Annotated in this window: 19 protein-coding genes and 1 tRNA gene; 11 read left to right on the top strand and 9 right to left on the bottom strand. The window is 61.4% G+C overall.

Annotated features, from left to right (window positions below):
• Positions 1-22 precede the first annotated feature (22 nt).
• Entirely contained in the window at positions 23-1,081 is a 1,059-nt protein-coding gene (locus tag F758_RS0117505) for a phosphotransferase family protein (RefSeq protein WP_024509078.1), read from the top strand.
• Positions 1,082-1,172: 91 nt separating this feature from the next.
• On the opposite strand, the gene F758_RS49625 is transcribed toward F758_RS0117505, so the two are convergent.
• The 3 genes from F758_RS49625 to F758_RS0117485 all read right to left on the bottom strand — a co-directional run bounded on the left by F758_RS49625 (position 1,173) and on the right by F758_RS0117485 (position 4,107).
• Complete coding sequence (locus F758_RS49625) at positions 1,173-1,427, bottom strand: hypothetical protein (RefSeq protein ID WP_157450047.1); 255 nt, start codon at positions 1,425-1,427, stop codon at positions 1,173-1,175.
• Positions 1,428-1,575: 148 nt separating this feature from the next.
• Complete coding sequence (locus F758_RS0117495) at positions 1,576-2,544, bottom strand: IS110 family RNA-guided transposase (protein WP_245286517.1); 969 nt, start codon at positions 2,542-2,544, stop codon at positions 1,576-1,578.
• A 777-nt stretch (positions 2,545-3,321) separates the two neighbouring features.
• Complete coding sequence (locus tag F758_RS0117485) at positions 3,322-4,107, bottom strand: SDR family NAD(P)-dependent oxidoreductase (RefSeq protein ID WP_024509076.1); 786 nt, start codon at positions 4,105-4,107, stop codon at positions 3,322-3,324.
• A 133-nt stretch (positions 4,108-4,240) separates the two neighbouring features.
• On the opposite strand from F758_RS0117485, the gene F758_RS0117480 reads away from it, so the two are divergent.
• Entirely contained in the window at positions 4,241-4,990 is a 750-nt protein-coding gene (locus tag F758_RS0117480) for a histidine phosphatase family protein (RefSeq protein ID WP_024509075.1), read from the top strand.
• Between the two features lie 214 nt (positions 4,991-5,204).
• Here the strand turns inward: F758_RS0117480 and F758_RS0117475 are convergent, their stop codons facing one another.
• Positions 5,205-6,428, bottom strand: a complete 1,224-nt coding sequence (locus tag F758_RS0117475) for a serine hydrolase domain-containing protein (protein ID WP_024509074.1) — start codon at positions 6,426-6,428, stop codon at positions 5,205-5,207.
• A gap of 150 nt (positions 6,429-6,578) precedes the next feature.
• On the opposite strand from F758_RS0117475, the gene F758_RS0117470 reads away from it, so the two are divergent.
• A tRNA-Trp gene (locus F758_RS0117470) sits at positions 6,579-6,654 on the top strand.
• A 131-nt stretch (positions 6,655-6,785) separates the two neighbouring features.
• Here the strand turns inward: F758_RS0117470 and F758_RS0117465 are convergent.
• Entirely contained in the window at positions 6,786-7,070 is a 285-nt protein-coding gene (locus F758_RS0117465) for a tyrosine-type recombinase/integrase (protein ID WP_283805866.1), read from the bottom strand.
• Between the two features lie 358 nt (positions 7,071-7,428).
• Between F758_RS0117465 and F758_RS49620 the strand changes: the two genes are divergently transcribed.
• Positions 7,429-7,725 (top strand): hypothetical protein, encoded by a 297-nt coding sequence (locus F758_RS49620; RefSeq protein ID WP_157450046.1) that lies wholly within the window; start codon positions 7,429-7,431, stop codon positions 7,723-7,725.
• Between the two features lie 2,076 nt (positions 7,726-9,801).
• Here the strand turns inward: F758_RS49620 and F758_RS0117455 are convergent.
• The 4 genes from F758_RS0117455 to F758_RS0117440 are packed head-to-tail and all read right to left on the bottom strand — an operon-like array spanning position 9,802 to position 14,995.
• Positions 9,802-10,134: a hypothetical protein gene (locus tag F758_RS0117455; protein WP_035722329.1), complete on the bottom strand. Its 333-nt coding sequence runs from the start codon at positions 10,132-10,134 to the stop codon at positions 9,802-9,804.
• Positions 10,135-10,174: 40 nt separating this feature from the next.
• Complete coding sequence (locus tag F758_RS0117450) at positions 10,175-13,294, bottom strand: efflux RND transporter permease subunit (protein WP_024509070.1); 3,120 nt, start codon at positions 13,292-13,294, stop codon at positions 10,175-10,177.
• On the bottom strand, positions 13,291-14,469 hold the full coding sequence (locus tag F758_RS0117445; protein ID WP_024509069.1) for an efflux RND transporter periplasmic adaptor subunit: 1,179 nt from the start codon (positions 14,467-14,469) through the stop codon (positions 13,291-13,293). The genes F758_RS0117450 and F758_RS0117445 overlap by 4 nt, the downstream gene beginning before the upstream one ends.
• Positions 14,470-14,473: 4 nt before the next feature.
• On the bottom strand, positions 14,474-14,995 hold the full coding sequence (locus tag F758_RS0117440) for a hypothetical protein (protein WP_024509068.1): 522 nt from the start codon (positions 14,993-14,995) through the stop codon (positions 14,474-14,476).
• A 140-nt stretch (positions 14,996-15,135) separates the two neighbouring features.
• On the opposite strand from F758_RS0117440, the gene F758_RS0117435 reads away from it, so the two are divergent.
• The 7 genes from F758_RS0117435 (at position 15,136) to F758_RS0117405 (ending at position 19,712) form a co-directional block, all read left to right on the top strand.
• Positions 15,136-16,035, top strand: coding sequence for a LysR family transcriptional regulator (locus tag F758_RS0117435; protein WP_024509067.1), 900 nt, complete (start codon positions 15,136-15,138; stop codon positions 16,033-16,035).
• A 288-nt stretch (positions 16,036-16,323) separates the two neighbouring features.
• Positions 16,324-16,593, top strand: coding sequence for a hypothetical protein (locus tag F758_RS49615; RefSeq protein ID WP_157450045.1), 270 nt, complete (start codon positions 16,324-16,326; stop codon positions 16,591-16,593).
• 76 nt (positions 16,594-16,669) lie between these two features.
• Complete coding sequence (secE, locus tag F758_RS0117425) at positions 16,670-16,861, top strand: preprotein translocase subunit SecE (protein WP_024509066.1); 192 nt, start codon at positions 16,670-16,672, stop codon at positions 16,859-16,861.
• The gene (gene nusG / locus F758_RS0117420; protein WP_024509065.1) at positions 16,861-17,415 is read left to right on the top strand and encodes a transcription termination/antitermination protein NusG; all 555 of its coding nucleotides are present in this window, start codon (positions 16,861-16,863) and stop codon (positions 17,413-17,415) included. The genes secE and nusG overlap by 1 nt, the downstream gene beginning before the upstream one ends.
• A gap of 126 nt (positions 17,416-17,541) precedes the next feature.
• Positions 17,542-17,970, top strand: a complete 429-nt coding sequence (gene rplK / locus F758_RS0117415) for a 50S ribosomal protein L11 (protein WP_024509064.1) — start codon at positions 17,542-17,544, stop codon at positions 17,968-17,970.
• Positions 17,971-17,976: 6 nt separating this feature from the next.
• On the top strand, positions 17,977-18,669 hold the full coding sequence (rplA, locus tag F758_RS0117410; protein ID WP_024509063.1) for a 50S ribosomal protein L1: 693 nt from the start codon (positions 17,977-17,979) through the stop codon (positions 18,667-18,669).
• A 92-nt stretch (positions 18,670-18,761) separates the two neighbouring features.
• On the top strand, positions 18,762-19,712 hold the full coding sequence (locus tag F758_RS0117405; protein ID WP_024509062.1) for a 2-hydroxyacid dehydrogenase: 951 nt from the start codon (positions 18,762-18,764) through the stop codon (positions 19,710-19,712).
• The last annotated feature ends 47 nt before the right edge of the window (positions 19,713-19,759 follow it).

The raw sequence follows: 19,759 nt of genomic DNA, 5'->3' as shown, positions 1-19,759 counted from the left end.
GAAGACTTAAGGGAGCGTCGCCTTGGCCGACAGCGTCAGAAAGGACGAGGAGTTCTCGGGCACGAGGCCCGTCGAGGAGCGGCATCGCATCAACGAAGCAAATCTCGATGCCTGGATGCGCGAGAACGTCGAGGGCTATGCCGGCCCGCTGACCGTGCTGCAGTTCAAAGGCGGCCAGTCCAACCCGACTTACCGGCTCGACACGCCTGGTCGCTCCTATGTGATGCGGCGCAAACCGTTCGGCAAATTGCTGCCCTCGGCGCATGCGGTGGACCGCGAGTTCCGGGTGATCTCCGCGCTCGGAAGCCAAGGTTTTCCGGTCGCGCATGCCTATGCGCTCTGCACCGACGAGGCTGTGATCGGGGCGGCCTTCTACATCATGTCGATGGAAGAGGGCCGGGTGTTCTGGGACCCCACGCTGCCGAGCCAGCCGGCGGAGCTGCGGCCGAAAATCTTCAAGAGCAAGATCGAGACGCTCGCAAAGCTGCACATGTACGATCCCGAAAGGATCGGCCTTTCCGACTTCGGCAAGCCGGGAAACTATTTCGCGCGCCAGGTCGACCGCTGGACCAAGCAATATCGGGCATCTGAAACGCAACACATTCCGGAAGTCGAAAAGCTGATCGAGTGGTTGCCAAAGACGTTGCCTGAGCAGAAGCGCGTCTCCATCGTCCACGGCGACTATCGCCTGGACAATATGATCTTCCATCCGACCGAGCCACGCGTGATCGCAGTGCTGGACTGGGAACTGTCGACGCTCGGCGATCCCATGGCGGATTTCACCTATCTCTTGATGCAATGGATCATGCCGGGCCTGGATGGCGTCGATCTCAAGGCGCTCAACATCCCGACGATGGAAGAGGCGGCGCAGATCTATTGCAATTACACCGGCACCGCGCTGCCTGATCTCAACTGGTATTTTTCTTACAATCTCTTCCGCCTCGCCGGCATCACGCAAGGAATCGCGGGCCGTATTCGCGACGGCACCGCCGCGAACGCGAAGGCCATCGAATCCGCCAAGCGCACCGTGCCGCTCGCGAAGGCATCATGGGCTTACGCGCAGAAAGCGGGAGCGGTTTAGCGCAAATCGCCGAACATATTCGGTGTCATTCCCCGCGAAAGCGGGGAATGCAGTATTCAGAAACAGGATGGGTTGAACGAAGTGAAACCCATCACGGTGCCGAGCTCTGTGATGGTTCTGATGGGTTTCGCTGCCGCTCAACCGCATCCTTCGAACCCGCAGCGCGGTCCCGCGCGCCGCCGCCTGCTACTGCAGGAACTCCGCCAGTTTCAGCCGCTGAAATCGCGTGCGCGGAAAAACCAATTTCACAAAGCGCTTCAAGCTGATCCGTCTGTTCAAGATGTGCCTGCGAAAATAAATCGCTTTGCGATTGGACCAAATCAGTCGCATCCTCTTCGCGTCCCATGCTGTGAGTAGCCCTGTGATCGGCCGGCCTCAAGGCTGGCGCGGGACGCGCCACCGCCTTCGGCGGCTGACGGCCTTGACCCCGTCCGCTCACCGGACTTTGGGCTTAGCATGGCTCGGTCAGGGACCGAGCGCGGTAAGACGCTCGGTCAGTTCACGGGTGGTGCGTAGCGGCTGGGATTCCATTTTTCGCCGCGTGCGAGCATTGTGTTGAGGATGACCATCAGCTTGCGCATGCAGGCGATGAAGGCAACCTTCGGCGGCTTGCCCTTGGCAATCAGGCGTTGATAATAGGCCTTGATCACCGGGTTGTGCTGGGTGGCTGCGCTGACACAGGGCATGTAGATCGCGTTTCGCACCCAGCGGCGCCCGCCCTTGATATGACGCTCACCGCGCCGCTTGCCGCTGTCATCGTCATAGGGAGCCGCGCCGATCAAGGCCGCGGCGACCTCGTCGCTGACCTGTCCGAGCTCGGACATCCCCGCAATGAGAGCTGCGGAGCTCACTCGGGCAAGGCCCGGAACACTCTCGATGATCTCGGCACGCTCGGCAAAAGCCGGTGTGGCCTTGACCCTGGCGGAGATGATGGTCTCGAGCTCGTCGATTTCGGCGCCGATACTCTTTAACACACGCGCATAAGCTTTCCGGGCCAGCTTTGGTGCTGCATGCTCGTTCTGAGCCTGCAAGCGGGTCTGGAGATCGACTAAGGCCTTGCGCGCTTTCGTCAGTGCCGCGAGTTCCTCACGCGCGGCATCATGGACTTGGACCGGCGCTTGTCTGAATGTCTCGGCGAACCAGGCGATCATCTGCGCGTCGATCGGATCGTTCTTGGCCAAACGTCCGGCCGACAGAGCAAAGCTGCGGACCCGCTTGGGGTCGACAATCCGCACCTCGATGCTGGCCTTGCACAGCGTCTCGCGCCATTCACGCTCATAGCCGCCACTTGCCTCCATTACTGCCTGACCCACGCCGTGCTTGCCAAGCCAGGCAACCAGTTTGCGATGACCTTGTGCGGTGTTTTGGAACGTCTGCCGCAATGCGAGGCTGCGAATGCAGGCATCAACCTTGTCTTTGGCGACATCAATGCCGACGACAACGCGTTCGATTTGTGTCATCATCCACTCCCTTCCTTGATCGATGCGGGCTCGAAGCCCTTGCAACTATTCGGGTTGAGGAAGACATCGGAGCTGTCCCTCGCTCTGATCACAGGCTGCGCGCCTTTGGGGCGTAACGGGCTCAGTTCCAGTGACGGGCGGTTTTGTGAGAACCGCCCGTCCGCGCATTCTGACAGATCTTTCGGATACAAGGGGCGTACACGTCGTCACGGACGTTGAGTGCGGGATGCGGTGGACGCCAAGGTGTTGACTGACGAGCGGCACAAGCGCGGGCGGCCAAGTCGTGTGGTCCTGGCGCGCCAATGCAGGCGTCAAGTTGGCGACGATGCTGACGCATCGCGTCGGCGAAGGTGGCAATCAAGCTCGGTTCACCGAGGAGAGCACGAAGTAAGCCGCAAACCACTGCGCAGGGGAGGCCGGAGTGATTCCGCCTACCTGTGGTTACCACCCGTGTGCGCTTTTGCGCAATTTTTTGCACACGGGGCCATGGGTGTGGCGAACACCCGGTCTTTCCTGCGCCCTCTATTTTTTGAGGGACAAGGATGATGCAAAACTCTGGCGAAAGCCGCCGCGAGAACGCGGGCTCACATCTTGTTTGTAGTTGAGAATTGAACAACAACGCAGCTTCCGCGATTCCGGATCACCTCGCCCCGCTTGCAGGGAGAGGCCGCATCGCATCGAAAGATGCGTTGCGGTGAGGGGGGCTCTCCGCGAACTCGGTCCGTGGAGACCCCCCTCATCCTAACCTTCTCCCCGCGAGCGGGGAGAAGGAACGAAGCCTCAAACCGGCTTGCCCGTATACGGCATCGACGCGGTCAAGCCGCCATCCACCGGGAGCGCCTGGCCATTGACGTAGGACGCCTCATCGCTCGCCAGGAACAGGCCCATGGCCGCGATCTCGTGCGGCTGGCCGGCGCGCTTCAGTGGATTGAGTTGTCCGATCTTGTCGGTGGTGCCGCGCTCCTTGGCGCGGTCGAACACCGGCTTGGTCATGCCGGTTTCGATCAAGCCCGGACAGACCGCATTGATGCGAACGCCGGTGCCGGAGAGCGAATAGGCGGTGGTCTGCACCAGGCTGATCACGCCGGCCTTGCTCGCTGCGTAGGGGTGACCGCTGGCGCCGGCTTTCAGGCCCGCCACGGACGCGGTGCAGACGATCGAGCCATAACCCTGCTTCGTCATGTGCGGAATGGAGTGTTTGACGGCCAGGAACGGGCCGATCAGGTTGACGCGCAGGATTTCCTGCCAATGTTCCACCGTCTGATCGGCGAGCGGCACCAGCCCGCCGCTGATGCCGGCATTGGCCCAGATCGCATCGAGCTTGCCGTAAGCCTTAAGTGCCCTGTCGATGAAGGCGATCACATCCTTTTCCGATCCCGCATCCGCCATCACGGCTTCGGCCGTGCCGCCCGCTTTCTTCACATCGCTCACGCTCTCATTGACGCCATCACTGCGGTCGACCGCGATCAATCTGGCACCTTCCGTTGCGAACAGCAGCGTTGCCGCACGGCCGATCCCGCTTCCGGCGCCGGTGATGATGACGGATTTGCCTTCGAGGCGGCCCATGCGCTTCTCCCTTTATCTTCCGCCCGCTTGCCGCTGGGCGGAATTTCAAACAGATTTTCAAACGCCGATGTCACTTGAGACCATGCGTGCTCTCACGTACAGCGACAGCAAAGAGTAGGGAAGGTCCTTCATCATGTCCAAGATGTCCAAGCCAGATCAACCCTTCGTCGCTCAGCATGCTGTTCCGAAAGGTGTCGTGTCGACGCGCTGGTGGTGGATACGCCATGCGCCGGTGCGCGAGGATGGCGGCTGCATCTATGGGCAGGAGGACATCGGTTGCGACACCTCCGATCGCGTGGTGATGGAGGCCGTGGGAAAGATCCTGCCGCACGATGCGGTCTGGTTCGCGAGCAATCTCAAGCGCACTCACCAAACTGCGGAAGCAATCTGGGCCGCGGGCTATCCGCGGCCAAGCTTGCTGATCCAGGAAGCAGCATTCGCCGAGCAGAATTTGGGCGAATGGCAGGGGCTCAATCGCGCTGCGTTCTTTGCAAGCCGTCCGATCGAGGTCGGCAGCTACTGGTTTGCGCCGATCGATGATCCCGCACCGGGCGGCGAAAGTTTTCTCGACGTCTATACCCGTGTAAAGGCCGCGGTCGACCGCATCAACGTCGAGCAGGCGGGACGCGACGTGATCGTGGCGGCGCATGGCGGCACCATCAAGGCCGCAATCGGCCTTGCGCTCGGCGGACTGGTCGAAAAGGGGCTGGCCTTTACGATCGACAATTGCTCGGTGACGCGGCTCGATCATCTCGCGAGCGATAGTCACAGTGGCTGGCGGCTGCCGATGGTGAACCAGCAGCCCTGGATCGCCGATATCTCGCACAAGGCCATGCATCAGCCTGCGGGGCCGGAGATCACGACGGAAAGCAAGCTCGCCTGAACGGCGGTTGCGAATTCCTATGGAAACAAACCGGTATGTGCCGAAACCGGGAGGATCGATCAGCTGATCTCTCCGTCGCCCCGGCGAAGGCCGGGGCCCATACGGCGGAATTCATCCGAGTGTTTCGATGGCAGTCGGTCTTCGCGAGAACGGCTGCCCGTGGTTATGGGTCCCCGCGCTGGGCCGGGACGACAGCATTGACGTAGCCGCAGCTTCACTCCACCGCCGCATACACCAGATTCCGCACCAGGGTGCGCGTGTACTCCCGTTGTCCCGGCGCCTGCGACATGAAGGCGCAAAACAGCTCTTCCTTCGGGTCGATCCAGAAGAAGGTGCCGGCCATGCCGCTCCAGAAAAACTGGCCGACCGAGCCCGGGAAAGAGGCGATGCCGGGTTGTGTGCGCACGGCGAAGCCGAGCCCGAAGCTGTGGCCGGGCGGCACCAGCGTGCCCTGGATCTTCACGTGGGGCGCGAGATGATCGGAGGCCATCAGCTCCAGCATCTTGCGCCCGATGATCCTGGTGCCATCAAGCGTGCCGCCGTTGAGCAGCATCTGGCAGAAGCGCGCGTAGTCCATGGTGGTCGACACCAATCCGCCGCCGCCGGATTCCATCGCGGGCTTCTCGAGCATGTTGAAGAGCACGACCTTCTCGCCGTTCCAGGGGTCGGTCGGGAAAGGTTCGGCGAGGCGACCGGCATTCACCTCGCCGCTAAAGAAGGCGGTCTCGGCCATCTGCAGCGGCGCGAGGATGCGCTCGGTGAGGAAGGTGCCAAGCGGCTTGCCGGTGACGACCTCGATGATGCGGCCCAGGATGTCGGTCGAGCGGCTGTAATTCCATTCCGTGCCGGGCTGGCAGATCAGGGGCAGGCTCGCCACCAGGGCCGCATGTTCGGCGTTGCTGATCTTGCGGCTGCGCAGCCGTGATTCCCTATAAAGCTGCTGCACCAGGCTGTTGCCGGTGTGATCGTAAGTGATGCCGGAGGTGTGCCGGAGCAGGTCCTGTATGGTCATGGGCCGCTCGACCGGGACAAGCTCGAGCTTGCCGTTGCTCTCGACCCCGACCTTCTGGCTGGCAAATTCCGGAATGAACTTCGCGACCGGCTCGTTGAGGAGGAAGTGGCCTTCCTCGAGCAGCATCATGATGCCGACCGACACGATCGGCTTGGTCATGGAGAAAATACGGAAAATGCTGTCCTGGGTCATGGGCGCCGGCGAGGCAGGGCTTTGGCGCCCGACGGCCTCGAACCAGCCGATCTGGCCGCGCCGCGCCACCATGATGGTTGCGCCGGGCATGGTTCCCTTGTCGACCTCCCGCTTCAGTGTGTCCGAAAGCCGTTGGAGGCGGGCGGGACTAAGCCCAAGCGACTCCGGCCTGCCTGACGGCAGAGGCGGGGTCTGGGGGGCGGCGGTCGTTTTGGCGGCGGTCTGGGCGGTCATGATCTCTCCCAAAGCTCTCGTTCTTGCTTAAGGCGAAGTCTGACGCAGAAGCTGAGGCTTGAACAGGGCATCCGGCCCGGTTCACCCTTGCAAATGAGCCATGGCTTATGCTTGAAGGACGCTGACCAGCGGCACTGCTTCGGTCCCGCTAGGAGTGTAGCTCAATTGGTAGAGCACCGGTCTCCAAAACCGGGGGTCGCAGGTTCGAGCCCTGCCACTCCTGCCAACGAATTCAATGACTTAGCGCTGCCAGATCTTGGCAACGCCTCAAAAATACACAGCCAAAGTACACAAGCCGGCAAATCGCCACAAAAAAGCCCGGCGACGTGACCGAGCTTTCGGCAGTTCGTGGTTGAATCAACGGCGCATCAATGCACCGAGGATATCGGCCGCCGCTTCATCGGCGGTCGGCACGTTGTGAACGTAAAGCTCCGTGGTGATCTGGGGCGTGGGGTGCCCCAACCGCTCCTGCACCATCTTAACGTCCTTGGAAGCGGCCCATAGCAAGCTGCTTGAGGTATGGCGCCATGAGTGCACCGGGCTGATATGGGCCATGTCGATGCCCGCGCGGATGGCCAGCCGCTCCATACGGCGGGTAATTAGCTTGGGGTTCATAGCTACCCCGCCGGGGCCAGGAAACACGTACAGCGGATCGTGCCCCCGGGGCGTGGTGTAGCTGAGCGCGGGTGACCGCGTTCGCCGGCATGGGCCGGATCGGTCATGGAGACGCCCGATCCGAAGTCTCTTGCCGCATCCTTCCAGAATTACTTCTCAGCTCCAATCGAGCGCCTAGAAGAGGCGTGCGCGTATTTCTTGGTGCTGTTCAGGCGCGAACTCGAGGGATCATCGGAGTTTTCTGACGCAGTCACGCATAGACTCGTCCGCCGAACAGCAGGGTCGTGTTGAGGACATCCAATCGATAGTCAACGACATCCTGGATGGTGTTACCGCAAAGCAGGAAGATGCCCCTTATGCAGTTTTTGAAATCAAGACGGAGCGCATGTTGGATGGCGACGTCGCCGGATCGGAGCAGCTTTTCATTCGGAATGTCGGCTCTCCGATTTCACGCTTTAATGCGGAGCAACTCTTTGTATTCGAGATGGTCGGCCACAGTCCAAGAAAGCCTGCTAGTACTTTAATTCGTACGTTCAACTATTACCCAGCTTACTCGCTTACGAATAGCGCGACTGGTGACCTGTACATCACGTGGCCGACAATGCACCACCTGAAGATCGCCAGTCTTGATGAGCTTGTGCAAGGCGCCGATCGATGGGATGATGAGCCTTTTATACTTTAGGCAGTATCTTGCGATGACCTATTACGACGGGAAGAACCAAAGGCGACAGGCTTACGTTGAGGTTGACTCTCCGTACAAGGAGGTCTCCGAGGAGAAGTTTCTACAGGTTCGCAAAACTGCTGACGCGGACAGGACCGAATTCTACGACTTTGGCGTTACGAGCGATGGGGACTTTTTGTGCCTTGTCAACCGAAGGCTGACGCATCAATGACTCGTGCTGCCATCACCAATCTGGAAGCGCGCCGTACAGCCTGCGATTGATGACGCGCTGGAGTGCTGCGTTCCGTGTCGCTGATGGGTCACGAGAGACAAGACTCACCTTGAGTACAGCGAGTCCGCTCCTACCTTGATCCTTGATCGCCGACATTCCAGGGGGACACAATTTCCGATCAAGGCGTCGACGGAGGAGCGCATACGCGAGCTCAGGGCCGATGGTATGGGTATTCTGAAGATCGGTCGCACGCTGGGCGTAGGGACTTCAGTCGTTCAGCGAGTTTTATCAGCATAGGGCGCATTGGGGCCGATGAACAAAATCCGTTTCTATTCCATCGAAGAGTTGCTGGCTGTTGTGCGCCGAGGCGGCTGGCGAGAGCCCGCAGACTATCGAAGCCGCCATCGGCCACATGCAGCGCAACGGATCCTCCAACGTCAGAGCGAGGCGAAGATCGCTCGTTCGCATTTGCCGTGGGATCGAGCCCGCAGGCTCCTCTTCACATGAACGGCGCTCGACAGGCAGAGGGATTTGTCCGTGAGGAGCCGGCATGACCAAGGCGCCGACGCTTAGGCACCCCTGGCAATAGCAACAGCTCAGCAGATTCCCTTTTACCCGCGAACTCCAGAGCTGAACGGTGCGTTACCGAAAGCGGGCGCTCTAGGCACTGGATTAGTGTTGCGCCAGGTGGGGACTACATTGGTCGTACCGAACGGCCGGTTGTACACCCCTATTGACGGAGCGGTGACTGTCCCGACAGCAGATCGGGATACTATTCCAGTTCTGGGTTGCGCCACGACGGCCGTGCTCAAGACGGCAAATACAGTTGCCACGATCGTTGCAAGTTTCATGGTTGGCTCCTTTCTCTTCGATTAGATAGGGCACAACCGCAAGGTCTCAATTAAAACTTCGTTTAAGCCCGTGTCGGCGCGGGATCGGGAATACCGCCCGAGACGAAGCGCATCAAACGATCACGCATAATCACACCGGCGTGGTCATGCTTGCCGACAGTCGGGCGCGATACTACCTGCCGACTACAATGCGACAGAACCGGTCAAGGCTAAGCCGGCAGTCGCAAGGATAACGTCGGCGGCGTAACGCTCGTCGGCGTTTCCTCCTACGCCCGCGTTTCACAAGAATTCAGAGCCGGCGACGACATCAGCCGGAAGCGGGCTGTCGTCAAGGTTCTCTCAGTTCAATTGGAAGGGGCCGGTCATGAACCCAGCCTGGAAACGTTTGCGGCTGCTCTCGATTATAGCCGCCGCGGTGTTAGCAACCGGCGCCGCTGTCACTGCGGGGCTACCCCAGGGTGTCTCCGACGCGAGACTGGGGCCGGGCTGGCAGTGCAATCGCACCGCTTTCCTGATCACGACGTGTTCGCCCGTCCACGCACAGCAAGCTCACAGCGGCAGGTCCAATATCCTGAGTTCTGTCAGGCCCTAAAAGCGGGCAAGGATATCCAAGTGCTCTGGCCTTTTGCTCAATCGTTTCGGCCTTCGTTCTAAACTTCGCAGCAACTTCCGCGACAGTCGCCCTGGTCGCCGCCATCGCAATCATTTCCCGGTCCTCTTTCCAGTAAACCTTCCAGTTCTCAGCTTGCCGGCCATTTTATTTGTTATTTGGCTTTCGCCCCTCAGCCCGATCTCAACCAGCCCGGCGCATGCCTCACCGGCCATTTGCACATGAAGGAGACGGTCGGCGCACTGCGGGCCGACGGCATCACCGATGAGACCACGCGGGCAAGCGCCTATAGCGCAGGCTCGATGAAGCACCCAACATCCTGTGGCTTTCCATCCTACCCGAAGAAGCCGCGGACATTGCAGTCACCAGTCAGACCGGCAGGTTTTCCGTGAGGCGAAAACAGATCACGAAAAGATGAGCAAAACGGCGATGAGCAGAATCGCGCCGATGTCGCCGACTCCCATCGAGATGTCGGTTGCTTCTGTCAGCACCGCACCTAAGAGACTCAGCAAGAATGCGGCGGACCAAAAGACCATCCGCGGAAGCCATCGGGTCGCCTCCTGCAATATCGAGATCGCAAGGAAGCACAGCACAAGCGCGACGATGACTGTTCCCAAGCGGTGAAGGTAGATATGATTCAGTGCATGGCCCGCGATCTCGCCAGCCACGGCCACGAGGAGCCAATTAGTCCAAAACGCAGCCGAGAACTCCGGAACGATGCTCGTGCCAACGGACACGTGCCATTCCGAGCCGTTGTGCCATTCGCTATCTTCGTGTTCATTCCGCGAGCTCCGGTTTGACAGCGGGAAGGGAAGAGCGATGCGTCCTACGCTTACGTGTGAACCAGTTGCTGACGTTCTGGAGGTAGATGTAGACCACTGGAGTTGTGAACAGCGTCAATAGCTGCGAAACGATCAGTCCGCCGACGATCGCGAAGCCGAGCGGTTGCCTCAATTCCGATCCGGTCCCCGTGCCGATCATGAGCGGAACGCCTCCGAGCATCGCGCACATGGTCGTCATCAGGATGGGACGGAATCTGATCTTGCAGGCCTCCACTGCGGATTGTTCGGCCGAAAATCCCCGGTGACGTTCGGCTTGAAGCGCGAAATCGACCAGCATGATGCCGTTCTTCTGCACGAGGCCGATCAGGAGAATGATTCCGATCAGCCCGATGACATCGAGCCCGAAGCCGAAAGTCCAGAGCGCCAGGAGCGCACCGAGGCCGGCGGACGGCAGCGTCGACAGGATCGTGACCGGATGGATCGCGCTTTCATAGAGCATGCCGAGGATCAGATAGACCGCAACGATCGCTGCCACGATCAGGATTGGCGTGGAGGCGAGCGCAGACTGGAAAGCCTGGGCGTTGCCCTGGAAGCTCGTCGCAATCGTCGAAGGCATATGCAGCGCGGCTGTCTCCTGCTGCACGGCGGCGACGGCCGCGCCAACGGACGTTCCCGGCGCCAGGTTGAAGCTCAGCGTGACCGACGGAAACTGGTTCTGATGATTCACCGCCAGTGCCGCCGCGCCATATTCGATGGTCGTGAACTGACTGAGCGGCACCGTCGATCCGTTCGACGAGTGGACATAGATGCGGTTCAGCGCATAGGGGCCGGACTGGAACGAGGGATCGACCTCGAGGATCACAAAGTAGGTATTCAACGTAGTGAAGAGCTGGGCGACATGACGCTGGCCAAAGGCGTCGTACAGCGTATTGTCCACCGCCGCCGGATCGATGCCGAGGCGGGAGGCGGCATCGCGGTCGATCTTGAGCTTGAGTTGACGCGCGGCATTGGCCTGGTCGCTGGCGACGTCGGCGAGTTCCGGTCGCTTTTTTAGCTTCTCGAACAGCTTGCTGGCCCAACTGTTCAGCTCATCCTGGTTCACATCCGTGAGCGTGAACTGGTACTGGGTCTTGGAAAGGCTGCTTGCGAGATTGATGTCCTGGGTCGCCTGCATGAACACGGCGATTCCCTGGAGCTTGGCGAGCTTGGTATCGAGCTCACGTATCACCTGGTCGGCGCTGAGCGAGCGCTCCTTCCGCGGCTTGAGCAGCACGAACAGGCGGCCGTTATTCTCGGTCACGGTGGGTCCGCCCGGGCCGATATAGCCAGTAGCGTTGGCGACCGAAGGGTCCTTCGCAATCACGTCGATCACGCTCCGCTGCAGCTCAGCCATCTCTGCCGGCGAGACGTCGGCCGAGGCCTCCGTGATGCCGGTGATCATGCCGGTATCCTGCTGGGGAAAGAACCCCTTCGGAATGCCTGCGAATAGCACGCCCGTCGCCACGATGCTCGCGAGCATGACCGTAAGCGTTGCCAGCTTGAAGCGCAGCGCAATGGATAGAAGAGCCTCATAGCCGCGCTGGATCGCCTCGAATCCGCGCTCCAGCGTCCGCGAAACCACGCCCGAACCCGCGCCATGGTTCGAAAGCAGATAAGCGCACATCGTCGGCGTCAGCGTCACCGACACGACGACGGAGACCGCGATCGCGACGCATACGGTGACTGCGAATTCCTGGAACATCCGCCCGATCACGCCGCCCATCAGGAGCAGGGGAATGAACACCGCAACCAGCGACACCGAGATCGATACGATGGTGAACGCGATCTCGCCCGCGCCCTTCAGCGCGGCCTGCAGCGGCGACAATCCGTCTTCGATATGCCGCGAAATGTTCTCGATCATGACGATGGCGTCGTCGACGACGAAGCCGACCGCGATCGAAAGGCCCATCAGCGACAGATTGTCGAGGCTGTAGTTCAGGAGATACATCACGCCGAAGGTGCCGATCAGCGAGATCGGAACCGAAATCGCGGGAATGACCGTCGCCCAGAAATTGCGCAGGAACAGGAAGATGACGCCGACCACAAGTGCGATGGTCAGGACCAGCGTGAACTGCACGTCGGCGACGCTGGCGCGGATGGTCTGGGTCCGGTCGGAGGCGATCGTGACCTTGATGTCCGAGGGCAGGCCCGCGACCAGTTGCGGCAGCAGCTTCTTGATGCCGTCCACCGTGCTGATCACGTTGGCGCCCGGTTGGCGCTGGATGGCGAGGATCACCGACGGCCTGTCGTTGTACCAGCCGTGCAGCGTCACGTCCTCCGCTGCCACCTCGGCATGGCCGATGTCGCGGAGCCGCACCGGCGCGCCATTGCGATAGGCGATGATCAGATCCTCATAGCCCTTCGCGGTTAGCACCTGGTCATTCGTTGCCAGCGTGTAAGCCTGTTCATTGCCGTAGAGCACGCCCTTGGGCTGGTTGACGGTGACATTGCCGAGCGTGGTCCGCAACTGCTCGAGATCGATGCCGGCCGCGGCAAGTTTGGCCGGATTGACCTGGACACGAATCGAGGGTTTTTGCATGCCGCCGATCGTGACCAGCGACACGCCCGGCACCTGTGACAATTTTTGCGCCAGGATGCTGTCGGCGTAATCGTCGACCTTGGTGAGCGGCTCGGTGTCCGACGTCAGGGCGATCAAGAGCACTGGCACGTCGGCCGGATTGACCTTCCGGAAGATCGGCGGCGACGGCATGGTTTTCGGCAACTGCCCGGCCGCCGCATTGATTGCGGCTTGCACGTCCTGCGCGGCCGCATCGGTGCTGCGGTTGAGCGAAAATTGCAGGGTGATCTCGGTATTGCCGAAACCGCTGGACGAGGTCATGGCGGTCAGGCCCGCGATCTGCCCGAACTGGCGCTCCAAGGGCGTGGCGACCGACGAGCCCATGGTTTGCGGATCGGCGCCGGGCAATTGCGCGGTGACCTGAATCGTCGGTGTGTCCACCGTCGGCAAGGCCGAGACCGGCAGGCGGAAGAAGGCGACCAGGCCGATCAGTGTGATGCCGATCGCGAGGAAAGCCGTGGCGATGGGTTTGCGAATGAAGCCTTGCGAGATGTTCATGGCAACATGCCTGCGCTGGCGGTGGTGGCGTTCTGAACCATGTCCTTGCGATCGTCGGACACGACCTCGACCGATATCCCCGGCGTCAGCCGGTACTGACCGGCGGTGACGACCGTTTCGTCCCCGGACAGGCCCTGGTCAATCAGCACCTTGCCTTCGCGCGACTGGCCCGCCTTAACGTTGCGCATGCTCACCACATGGTTGGTGTCGACGACGTAGACGAAGGCGCCGCTTGGTGCCTGCAGAACGGCAGTCAACGGCACGGTCACGGCGTCATGGCGGATCGCGATGGTGAGATGGATGTTGACGAACGATCCCGGCCAGAGGTCCTTCTTCTCGTTCGGAAAAGATGCCTTCAGCCGCACCGTGCCGGTCGATGCGTCCACCTGGTTGTCGATCAGCATCAGGCTGCCATGGTCGAGCTTCTGCTTGTTGGCCGCGTCATACGCGTCGACCGACGCCTCGCCGGATGCGAGCGCTTTCTGCACATCGGGAATGTTGGTCGACGGCAGGGTGAAGATGACCGAGATCGGCTTTAGTTGCGTAAGGATGACGAGCCCGTTCGCATCGGCTGGGTGCACGATATTGCCGGGATCGATGCGGCGGATGCCGGTGATCCCATCGAACGGCGCGGTGATCGTGGTGTAGCTCAACTGCGTTTGCGCAGCCTCAAGCGCCGCCTTGTCGAGCGCGACCGTGCCTTGCGCCTGCGCCACCTGCGAGTCCTGGGTATCGAGCAACTGCTGGGTGGCAAATCCGCGCGCGGCAAGCGGCTGCGTCCGCGCGAGGTTGAGTTGCGCGTTCTTCAGGCTCGCCTGATCACGGGCAAGCGCAGCCTCGGCCTGGTCGACCTGCGCCTCGAACACGCGCGGATCGATCTTTGCAAGGACATCACCGCGTTTCACGTCCTGCCCCTCGACGAAATCGACGCTATCGAGCGTCCCTTGGACCTGGGTGCGGATGGTCGCGGTGTTGATGGGTGTCACGGTGCCGAGTCCTTCGAGCACAATGGGCACGTCGCCCTTGTTCGCATGGGCAGCCGTCACCGGAACGAGCGGTGCGGCCTTGGGCTCGGCCGCATGGCTTGGCGCGGGGCCGTGCGGGAAATGCGCGCCGGCCCCGGCTCCGATCAGGAGAACCGAGCCGACGAGGAGAAGAGTCTTTCTGGACAGCATCGCTTCACACTCCATGATGACGGCTTTGGCGGCTGGCGTTTGCGACCAGCTCTAGGACGAAGGTCTCGGCTGCGCTCGCCGCGGCTCGCATGTCATGCGGCGCGGCCGGATTGAGGCTGGTGATCCGCGTGTCGATATCGGCGGCGTGCAGCGCGGTGATGAGGTCAGCCGGCGCGCCCGCGCGCTGTAGGACGAGCCGAATGGCAGCATCGGTCGGGACGATGCGAAACGGCAGCGCGGCACAGGGAAGGGCGATCGCGAGGACTCCGGCACAGTCGAGGGCGCCTTGCAGCACAAGCTCGAGTGCGGCGCGGGCCGCCTTGCCCTCGGCAAGCAGGATCAGCCGGGGCGCCTCTGCGCCTTGCCGCGCGCGCTTGGCGGTAACGCCCTGCAAGATTTCATCGGGACTGGCACTGCGGACAGAAACGGTGGACCACAAAGCGAGCGGCGTCAGCTGGCCCCAGCGACGCAGCGCCTCGGAGGTCGCGACCAGCGGATCGTCCGGTCCGGCAATGACGGCAACCATGACCCTTGCGGCGCTGCGTGCCGGCCGCGCCGCGATCCCATGTGGCGAGTTGATCGACATGGGGTTGAAGTTGGGCCGGGCAGGACTATTGTTCAAATGAATTGATGTAATTCTCCAATTCACGCTGTGCATTAAAGGCGATGAGACTCCGCAACCTCGATCTCAATCTGCTCCTGGTGTTCGACGCGGTGCTGCGCGAGCGCAGCGTGGTGCGCGCCGCAGACAGCCTCGCCATCAGCCAGCCGGCCGTCAGTCATGCGCTCAACCGGCTGCGCGATGCGTTGAAGGACAAGCTGTTCATCCGCACGCCCGCGGGGATGAGCCCGACCCCCAGAGCCGAGCAGCTCGCGCTTCCCGTTCGCAAGGCACTCAACGAGCTGCAGCTCGCGGTCGAGGGGGACACCTTCGACCCCTCGACGGCGGACCGGCGCTTCACGATCGCGGTCAATAATTATGCAGCCGTGGTCGCGGTGGGGCCGATCCTGGCCGCGGTGCGCGCGCAAGCACCGACTGTGCGACTGTCACTCGTGCCCAGCGGGACCCTGAATCTCACGGATCGATTGGACCGCGGCGAGCTCGATCTTGCGTTGTCGGGGCGGGCTATCGATGGAGAGCGGTTCGCCTCGCAACAGCTCATCGAGGATCGCTTCGTGGCCGTGCTCCGGAGCGGCCATCCGGCGCTACGAAAGCGGTTGACGGCGGCGTCGCTTGCCGAACTCTCGCATCTGGGGATCAGCTCGAGCGGGGAGAATTTGGAGTTTGTGGATGCGTTCTTGAAGGCACGGAATAACGCTCGCTTTGTCGCCTCCGACGTGCCCTATCTCTCCGCGGGGGCAGTTCTGGTGCAATCGAACATGGTCGCCATCCTCGCACGCAAGCTGGCGATGGAGTTTCGCCGCGCCTATCCGATCGAGATCAGGGAGTTGCCCTTTGATGCTCCGGTTCTGCACAGCGTGATGAGCTGGCATCGGCGCTTTGACGATGTACCCGCCCACCGATGGTTGCGTAGTACAATTATCGGAACCGCCACCACCTTATGAGCGGCGGACGCATCTGGCGGGAAGCAGGCTCGATTTTGTGCCGGTTTGGGCCGTCCGCCTTGAAAAGCTCTCAATCCTTTTCGCCTATATCCGTAAGCTATTGAAATTGCAGCAAATGCGACCGCCTCCCGTCAGGGGCATTCATCCGACCCAGACGAGACGGGTCGAAAAAGATCGGATCGTATTCGGCCGTGTAGAACCGATGAAGCACCGTGCCCGCTCGCAGCCGGACCACGCGGGGACCACGGCGAGCGAGATCCTCCGGCGGCAGCGGCGCGGTCACGCGCCTTGCTGGGCCATTCGCCTGGCGGCCTTGACCACGAGTTCGACTTTGCCTTCCTTGAGCAGATCGATGGGTTTGCGGATCAATCAGAAGCCGTTGAAATCAATCAAAAGTACCACGAGGCGTTAACTGACTCCGCCCTGGCGCAGCTTGACGTTTGCCCCTCCCGGCAGTACATAGCGCGCAACCCGCAGCCGGCCCGTTCTCGGATTTCCGGCGCGGCATTAAATTCCCCGAACAAGCGAGCCCGCCTGCCGGCTCATCCTTCAAAATGAGGGTTGGGCGGCTAAAGGGCTGTTCGGTTTCCTTCAATCTTCATACGTCTGGTGACGTACGCGGATCCTTAAGACGATGGCTTTCAGCCCGTTCAAATTCCTGCAGGAAGTGCGCTCGGAGACCGCCAAGGTCACCTGGCCGACCCGCCGCGAGACCACGATCACCACCATCATGGTGTTCGTCATGGTCGCGCTGGCGTCGATTTTCTTTTTCGCAGCGGATCAGATTATCCGCGTTCTCGTCACCTTTCTGCTGGGCATCCACTGATGGCAACCGCAGCAATCCAATCTGCCGACAAGCGCTGGTACATCGTCCACGCCTACTCGAATTTCGAGAAGAAGGTTGCGGAATCGATCCGCGAGCAGGCCAAGCAGCGCGGGCTTGAGGATCTGTTCGAGCAGGTGCTGGTCCCGACGGAAAAGGTCACCGAGGTGCGCCGCGGCCGCAAGATCGACGCCGAGCGCAAATTCTTCCCCGGTTACGTGCTGGTGAAGATGAAGCTGACGGATGAGGCCTTCCATCTCATCAAGAACACGCCAAAAGTTACCGGCTTCCTGGGCGCGGAAAACAAGCCGATGCCGATTTCAGAAGCCGAGGCCATGCGCATCCTGCATCAGGTGCAGGAGGGGGTGGAGCGGCCGAAGGCGTCGGTATCCTTCGAGATCGGCGAGAATGTGCGCGTCGCGGACGGCCCGTTCGCTTCGTTTTCCGGCGTGGTGGAAGAAATCGACGAGGCGCGTTCGCGCGTGAAGGTCGCGGTGTCGATCTTCGGCCGCGCGACTCCCGTGGAACTGGAATTCAATCAGGTCGAGAAGGTCTGATTGGAGGGCGCGAAGGGCATCTTCGCGCCAATTGAGGACGTGGGAGGTGAAGGGCGGTCAGCCAGCCGTCCGGAACCGAACCACGAACCTGAAACCGCCGGTGCTCTGGCAGAACAGGAGTGATAAATGGCTAAGAAAGTGACCGGATACCTGAAATTGCAGGTGCCGGCCGGGGCTGCGAACCCGTCGCCCCCGATCGGTCCCGCGCTCGGTCAGCGCGGTCTCAACATCATGGAATTCTGCAAGGCGTTCAACGCCCAGACGCAGAAGGAAGAGAAGAATACCCCGATCCCGGTGATCATCACCATCTACGCGGACCGGTCCTTCACTTTCGAGATGAAGACGCCGCCGATGTCCTACTTCCTCAAGCAGGCCGCCAAGATTCAGTCCGGCTCCAAGGCGCCGGGCCGCGACAAGGCCGGCAAGGTGACCAAGGCGCAGGTGCGCGAGATCGCCGAGAAGAAGATGAAGGATCTCAATTGCGACACCGTCGAAGCGGCCATGAAGATGGTCGAGGGCTCCGCCCGTTCGATGGGTCTGGAAGTTGCGGGGTAAGCGGCGATGTCAGTCGGAAAACGTTTGAAGAAGGCCCGCGAAGGGATTGATCGCGAGAAACTTTACTCGCTGCCTGAGGCCATCAAGCTGGTCAAGGAACGGGCCAAGGCCAAGTTCGACGAGACCATCGAGATCTCGATGAATCTTGGCGTCGATCCCCGTCACGCCGACCAGATGGTCCGTGGCGTGGTCAGCCTGCCGAACGGCACCGGCCGCACCGTGCGGGTCGGCGTGTTTGCGCGCGGTGCCAAGGCGGACGAGGCGAAGGCCGCGGGCGCCGATGTGGTCGGTGCCGAGGACCTCGTTGAGAAGGTCCAGGCTGGCAATATCGACTTCGACCGCTGCATTGCCACGCCCGACATGATGCCGCTGGTCGGCCGTCTGGGTAAGGTGCTCGGCCCGCGCGGCATGATGCCGAACCCGAAGGTCGGCACCGTGACAATGGATGTTGCGGGCGCGGTCAAGGGTGCCAAGGGCGGCTCGGTCGAGTTCCGTGTCGAGAAGGCCGGCATCGTGCAGGCCGGCATCGGTAAGGCTTCGTTCGCCGAGGACAAGCTCGTCGAAAACATCCGCGCACTCGCTGATGCCGTCGCCAAGGCGAAGCCCGCCGGCGCGAAGGGCACCTACATCCAGCGCGTCGCGGTGTCATCGACGCAAGGGCCCGGCGTGAAGGTCGACACCTCGACACTGCTCGCCTAACGGTGAACTTCAAGAGAGTTGGTCAAAGGGCGGAATTGGGCAACCAGTTCCGCCCTTATGCATGGGTGGTGGCGTTCACGGGAAAAGCAACAATGCCCGAGAAAGTCCTGGTCTATTCACGGTTTCCCAAGTCGCTGATGCAGCGCATAGGCGACCAATTCGACCTGCTCGACGCCGGCGGCAGGCCGCCGCATGAGGTCTTTGTAAAGCATGAGCTCGATCAGCTCCGGGCGATGATCACTCAGGGCAGTTCGCTGCTCAATGGTGAGATGATGGACCGGTTCCCGAAGCTCGGGGCCATCGTCTGCTACGGCACGGGCTATGATGGTATCGATCTGCAGGCGGCCAGTCGTCGCGGCATCGCGGTCGGCCACAGTCCCGGTGCGAATGCGTCATCGGTCGCCGATATTGCCATCACCTTGATGCTGGGCGCCATACGGCGGCTGGTCGTCGCCGATGGTTACGTGCGCAGCGGCGATTGGGCCGCGGCGAAACCATCGCCGATGATGCGCGCGCAGCAGGGCATACGCGGACGAAAAGTCGGTCTCTATGGCATGGGTGCGATCGGCCGCAAGATCGCCGCCCGCGTGGCGGCGTTCGAGGCCGAGGTCGCCTATTTCAGCCGCAGCCGCCACGATGATCTGCCGTATCAATACTTTCCCTCGCTCGACGCGCTCGCCGACTGGTGCAGTGTGCTGGTGATCGCGGTGCGTGCGGGGCCCGAGACACATTACATTGTCAACGCCGGTATCCTGAAGAGGCTCGGCGAGGACGGCTATGTCGTCAATATCGCGCGCGGCTCGGTGATCGATGAGGACGCGCTGGTTGCGGCGCTGAAGGACAAGATCATCGCCGGCGCAGGTCTCGACGTCTATGCCAAGGAGCCGTATCCGCCGGGGGCGCTCACCGCCTTTCCGAATGTGGTACTGACGCCTCATATCGGCGGCCACACACTGGAATCGCACCGGGCGATGCAGGACTGCGTCATCGCGAACCTCGCGGCGTTCTTTCAAGGAAAGCCGCTTCCTTATGCGGTGGTCTGATGCGGTCACGGCGTTGCTTGGTTCGGGAAAATCGTGAGTTCCCGCAC

The organism is Bradyrhizobium sp. ARR65, from assembly GCF_000472385.1.
Classification (GTDB): domain Bacteria; phylum Pseudomonadota; class Alphaproteobacteria; order Rhizobiales; family Xanthobacteraceae; genus Bradyrhizobium.
This window is presented reverse-complemented; position numbering and strand designations above follow the sequence as displayed.

Coding starts and splice junctions, on each gene's coding strand:
- F758_RS49620 (WP_157450046.1), top strand. CDS start 7,429: ATGTTGGATGGCGACGTCGCCGGATCGGAGCAGCTTTTCATTCGGAAT.
- rplA (WP_024509063.1), top strand. CDS start 17,977: ATGTCAGTCGGAAAACGTTTGAAGAAGGCCCGCGAAGGGATTGATCGC.
- F758_RS0117450 (WP_024509070.1), bottom strand. CDS start 13,294: ATGAACATCTCGCAAGGCTTCATTCGCAAACCCATCGCCACGGCTTTC.
- F758_RS0117485 (WP_024509076.1), bottom strand. CDS start 4,107: ATGGGCCGCCTCGAAGGCAAATCCGTCATCATCACCGGCGCCGGAAGC.
- F758_RS0117495 (WP_245286517.1), bottom strand. CDS start 2,544: ATGATGACACAAATCGAACGCGTTGTCGTCGGCATTGATGTCGCCAAA.
- F758_RS0117405 (WP_024509062.1), top strand. CDS start 18,762: ATGCCCGAGAAAGTCCTGGTCTATTCACGGTTTCCCAAGTCGCTGATG.
- F758_RS0117435 (WP_024509067.1), top strand. CDS start 15,136: ATGAGACTCCGCAACCTCGATCTCAATCTGCTCCTGGTGTTCGACGCG.
- F758_RS0117440 (WP_024509068.1), bottom strand. CDS start 14,995: ATGGTTGCCGTCATTGCCGGACCGGACGATCCGCTGGTCGCGACCTCC.
- F758_RS0117480 (WP_024509075.1), top strand. CDS start 4,241: ATGTCCAAGATGTCCAAGCCAGATCAACCCTTCGTCGCTCAGCATGCT.
- F758_RS0117475 (WP_024509074.1), bottom strand. CDS start 6,428: ATGACCGCCCAGACCGCCGCCAAAACGACCGCCGCCCCCCAGACCCCG.
- secE (WP_024509066.1), top strand. CDS start 16,670: ATGGCTTTCAGCCCGTTCAAATTCCTGCAGGAAGTGCGCTCGGAGACC.
- F758_RS0117445 (WP_024509069.1), bottom strand. CDS start 14,469: ATGCTGTCCAGAAAGACTCTTCTCCTCGTCGGCTCGGTTCTCCTGATC.
- nusG (WP_024509065.1), top strand. CDS start 16,861: ATGGCAACCGCAGCAATCCAATCTGCCGACAAGCGCTGGTACATCGTC.
- F758_RS49625 (WP_157450047.1), bottom strand. CDS start 1,427: ATGGGACGCGAAGAGGATGCGACTGATTTGGTCCAATCGCAAAGCGAT.
- rplK (WP_024509064.1), top strand. CDS start 17,542: ATGGCTAAGAAAGTGACCGGATACCTGAAATTGCAGGTGCCGGCCGGG.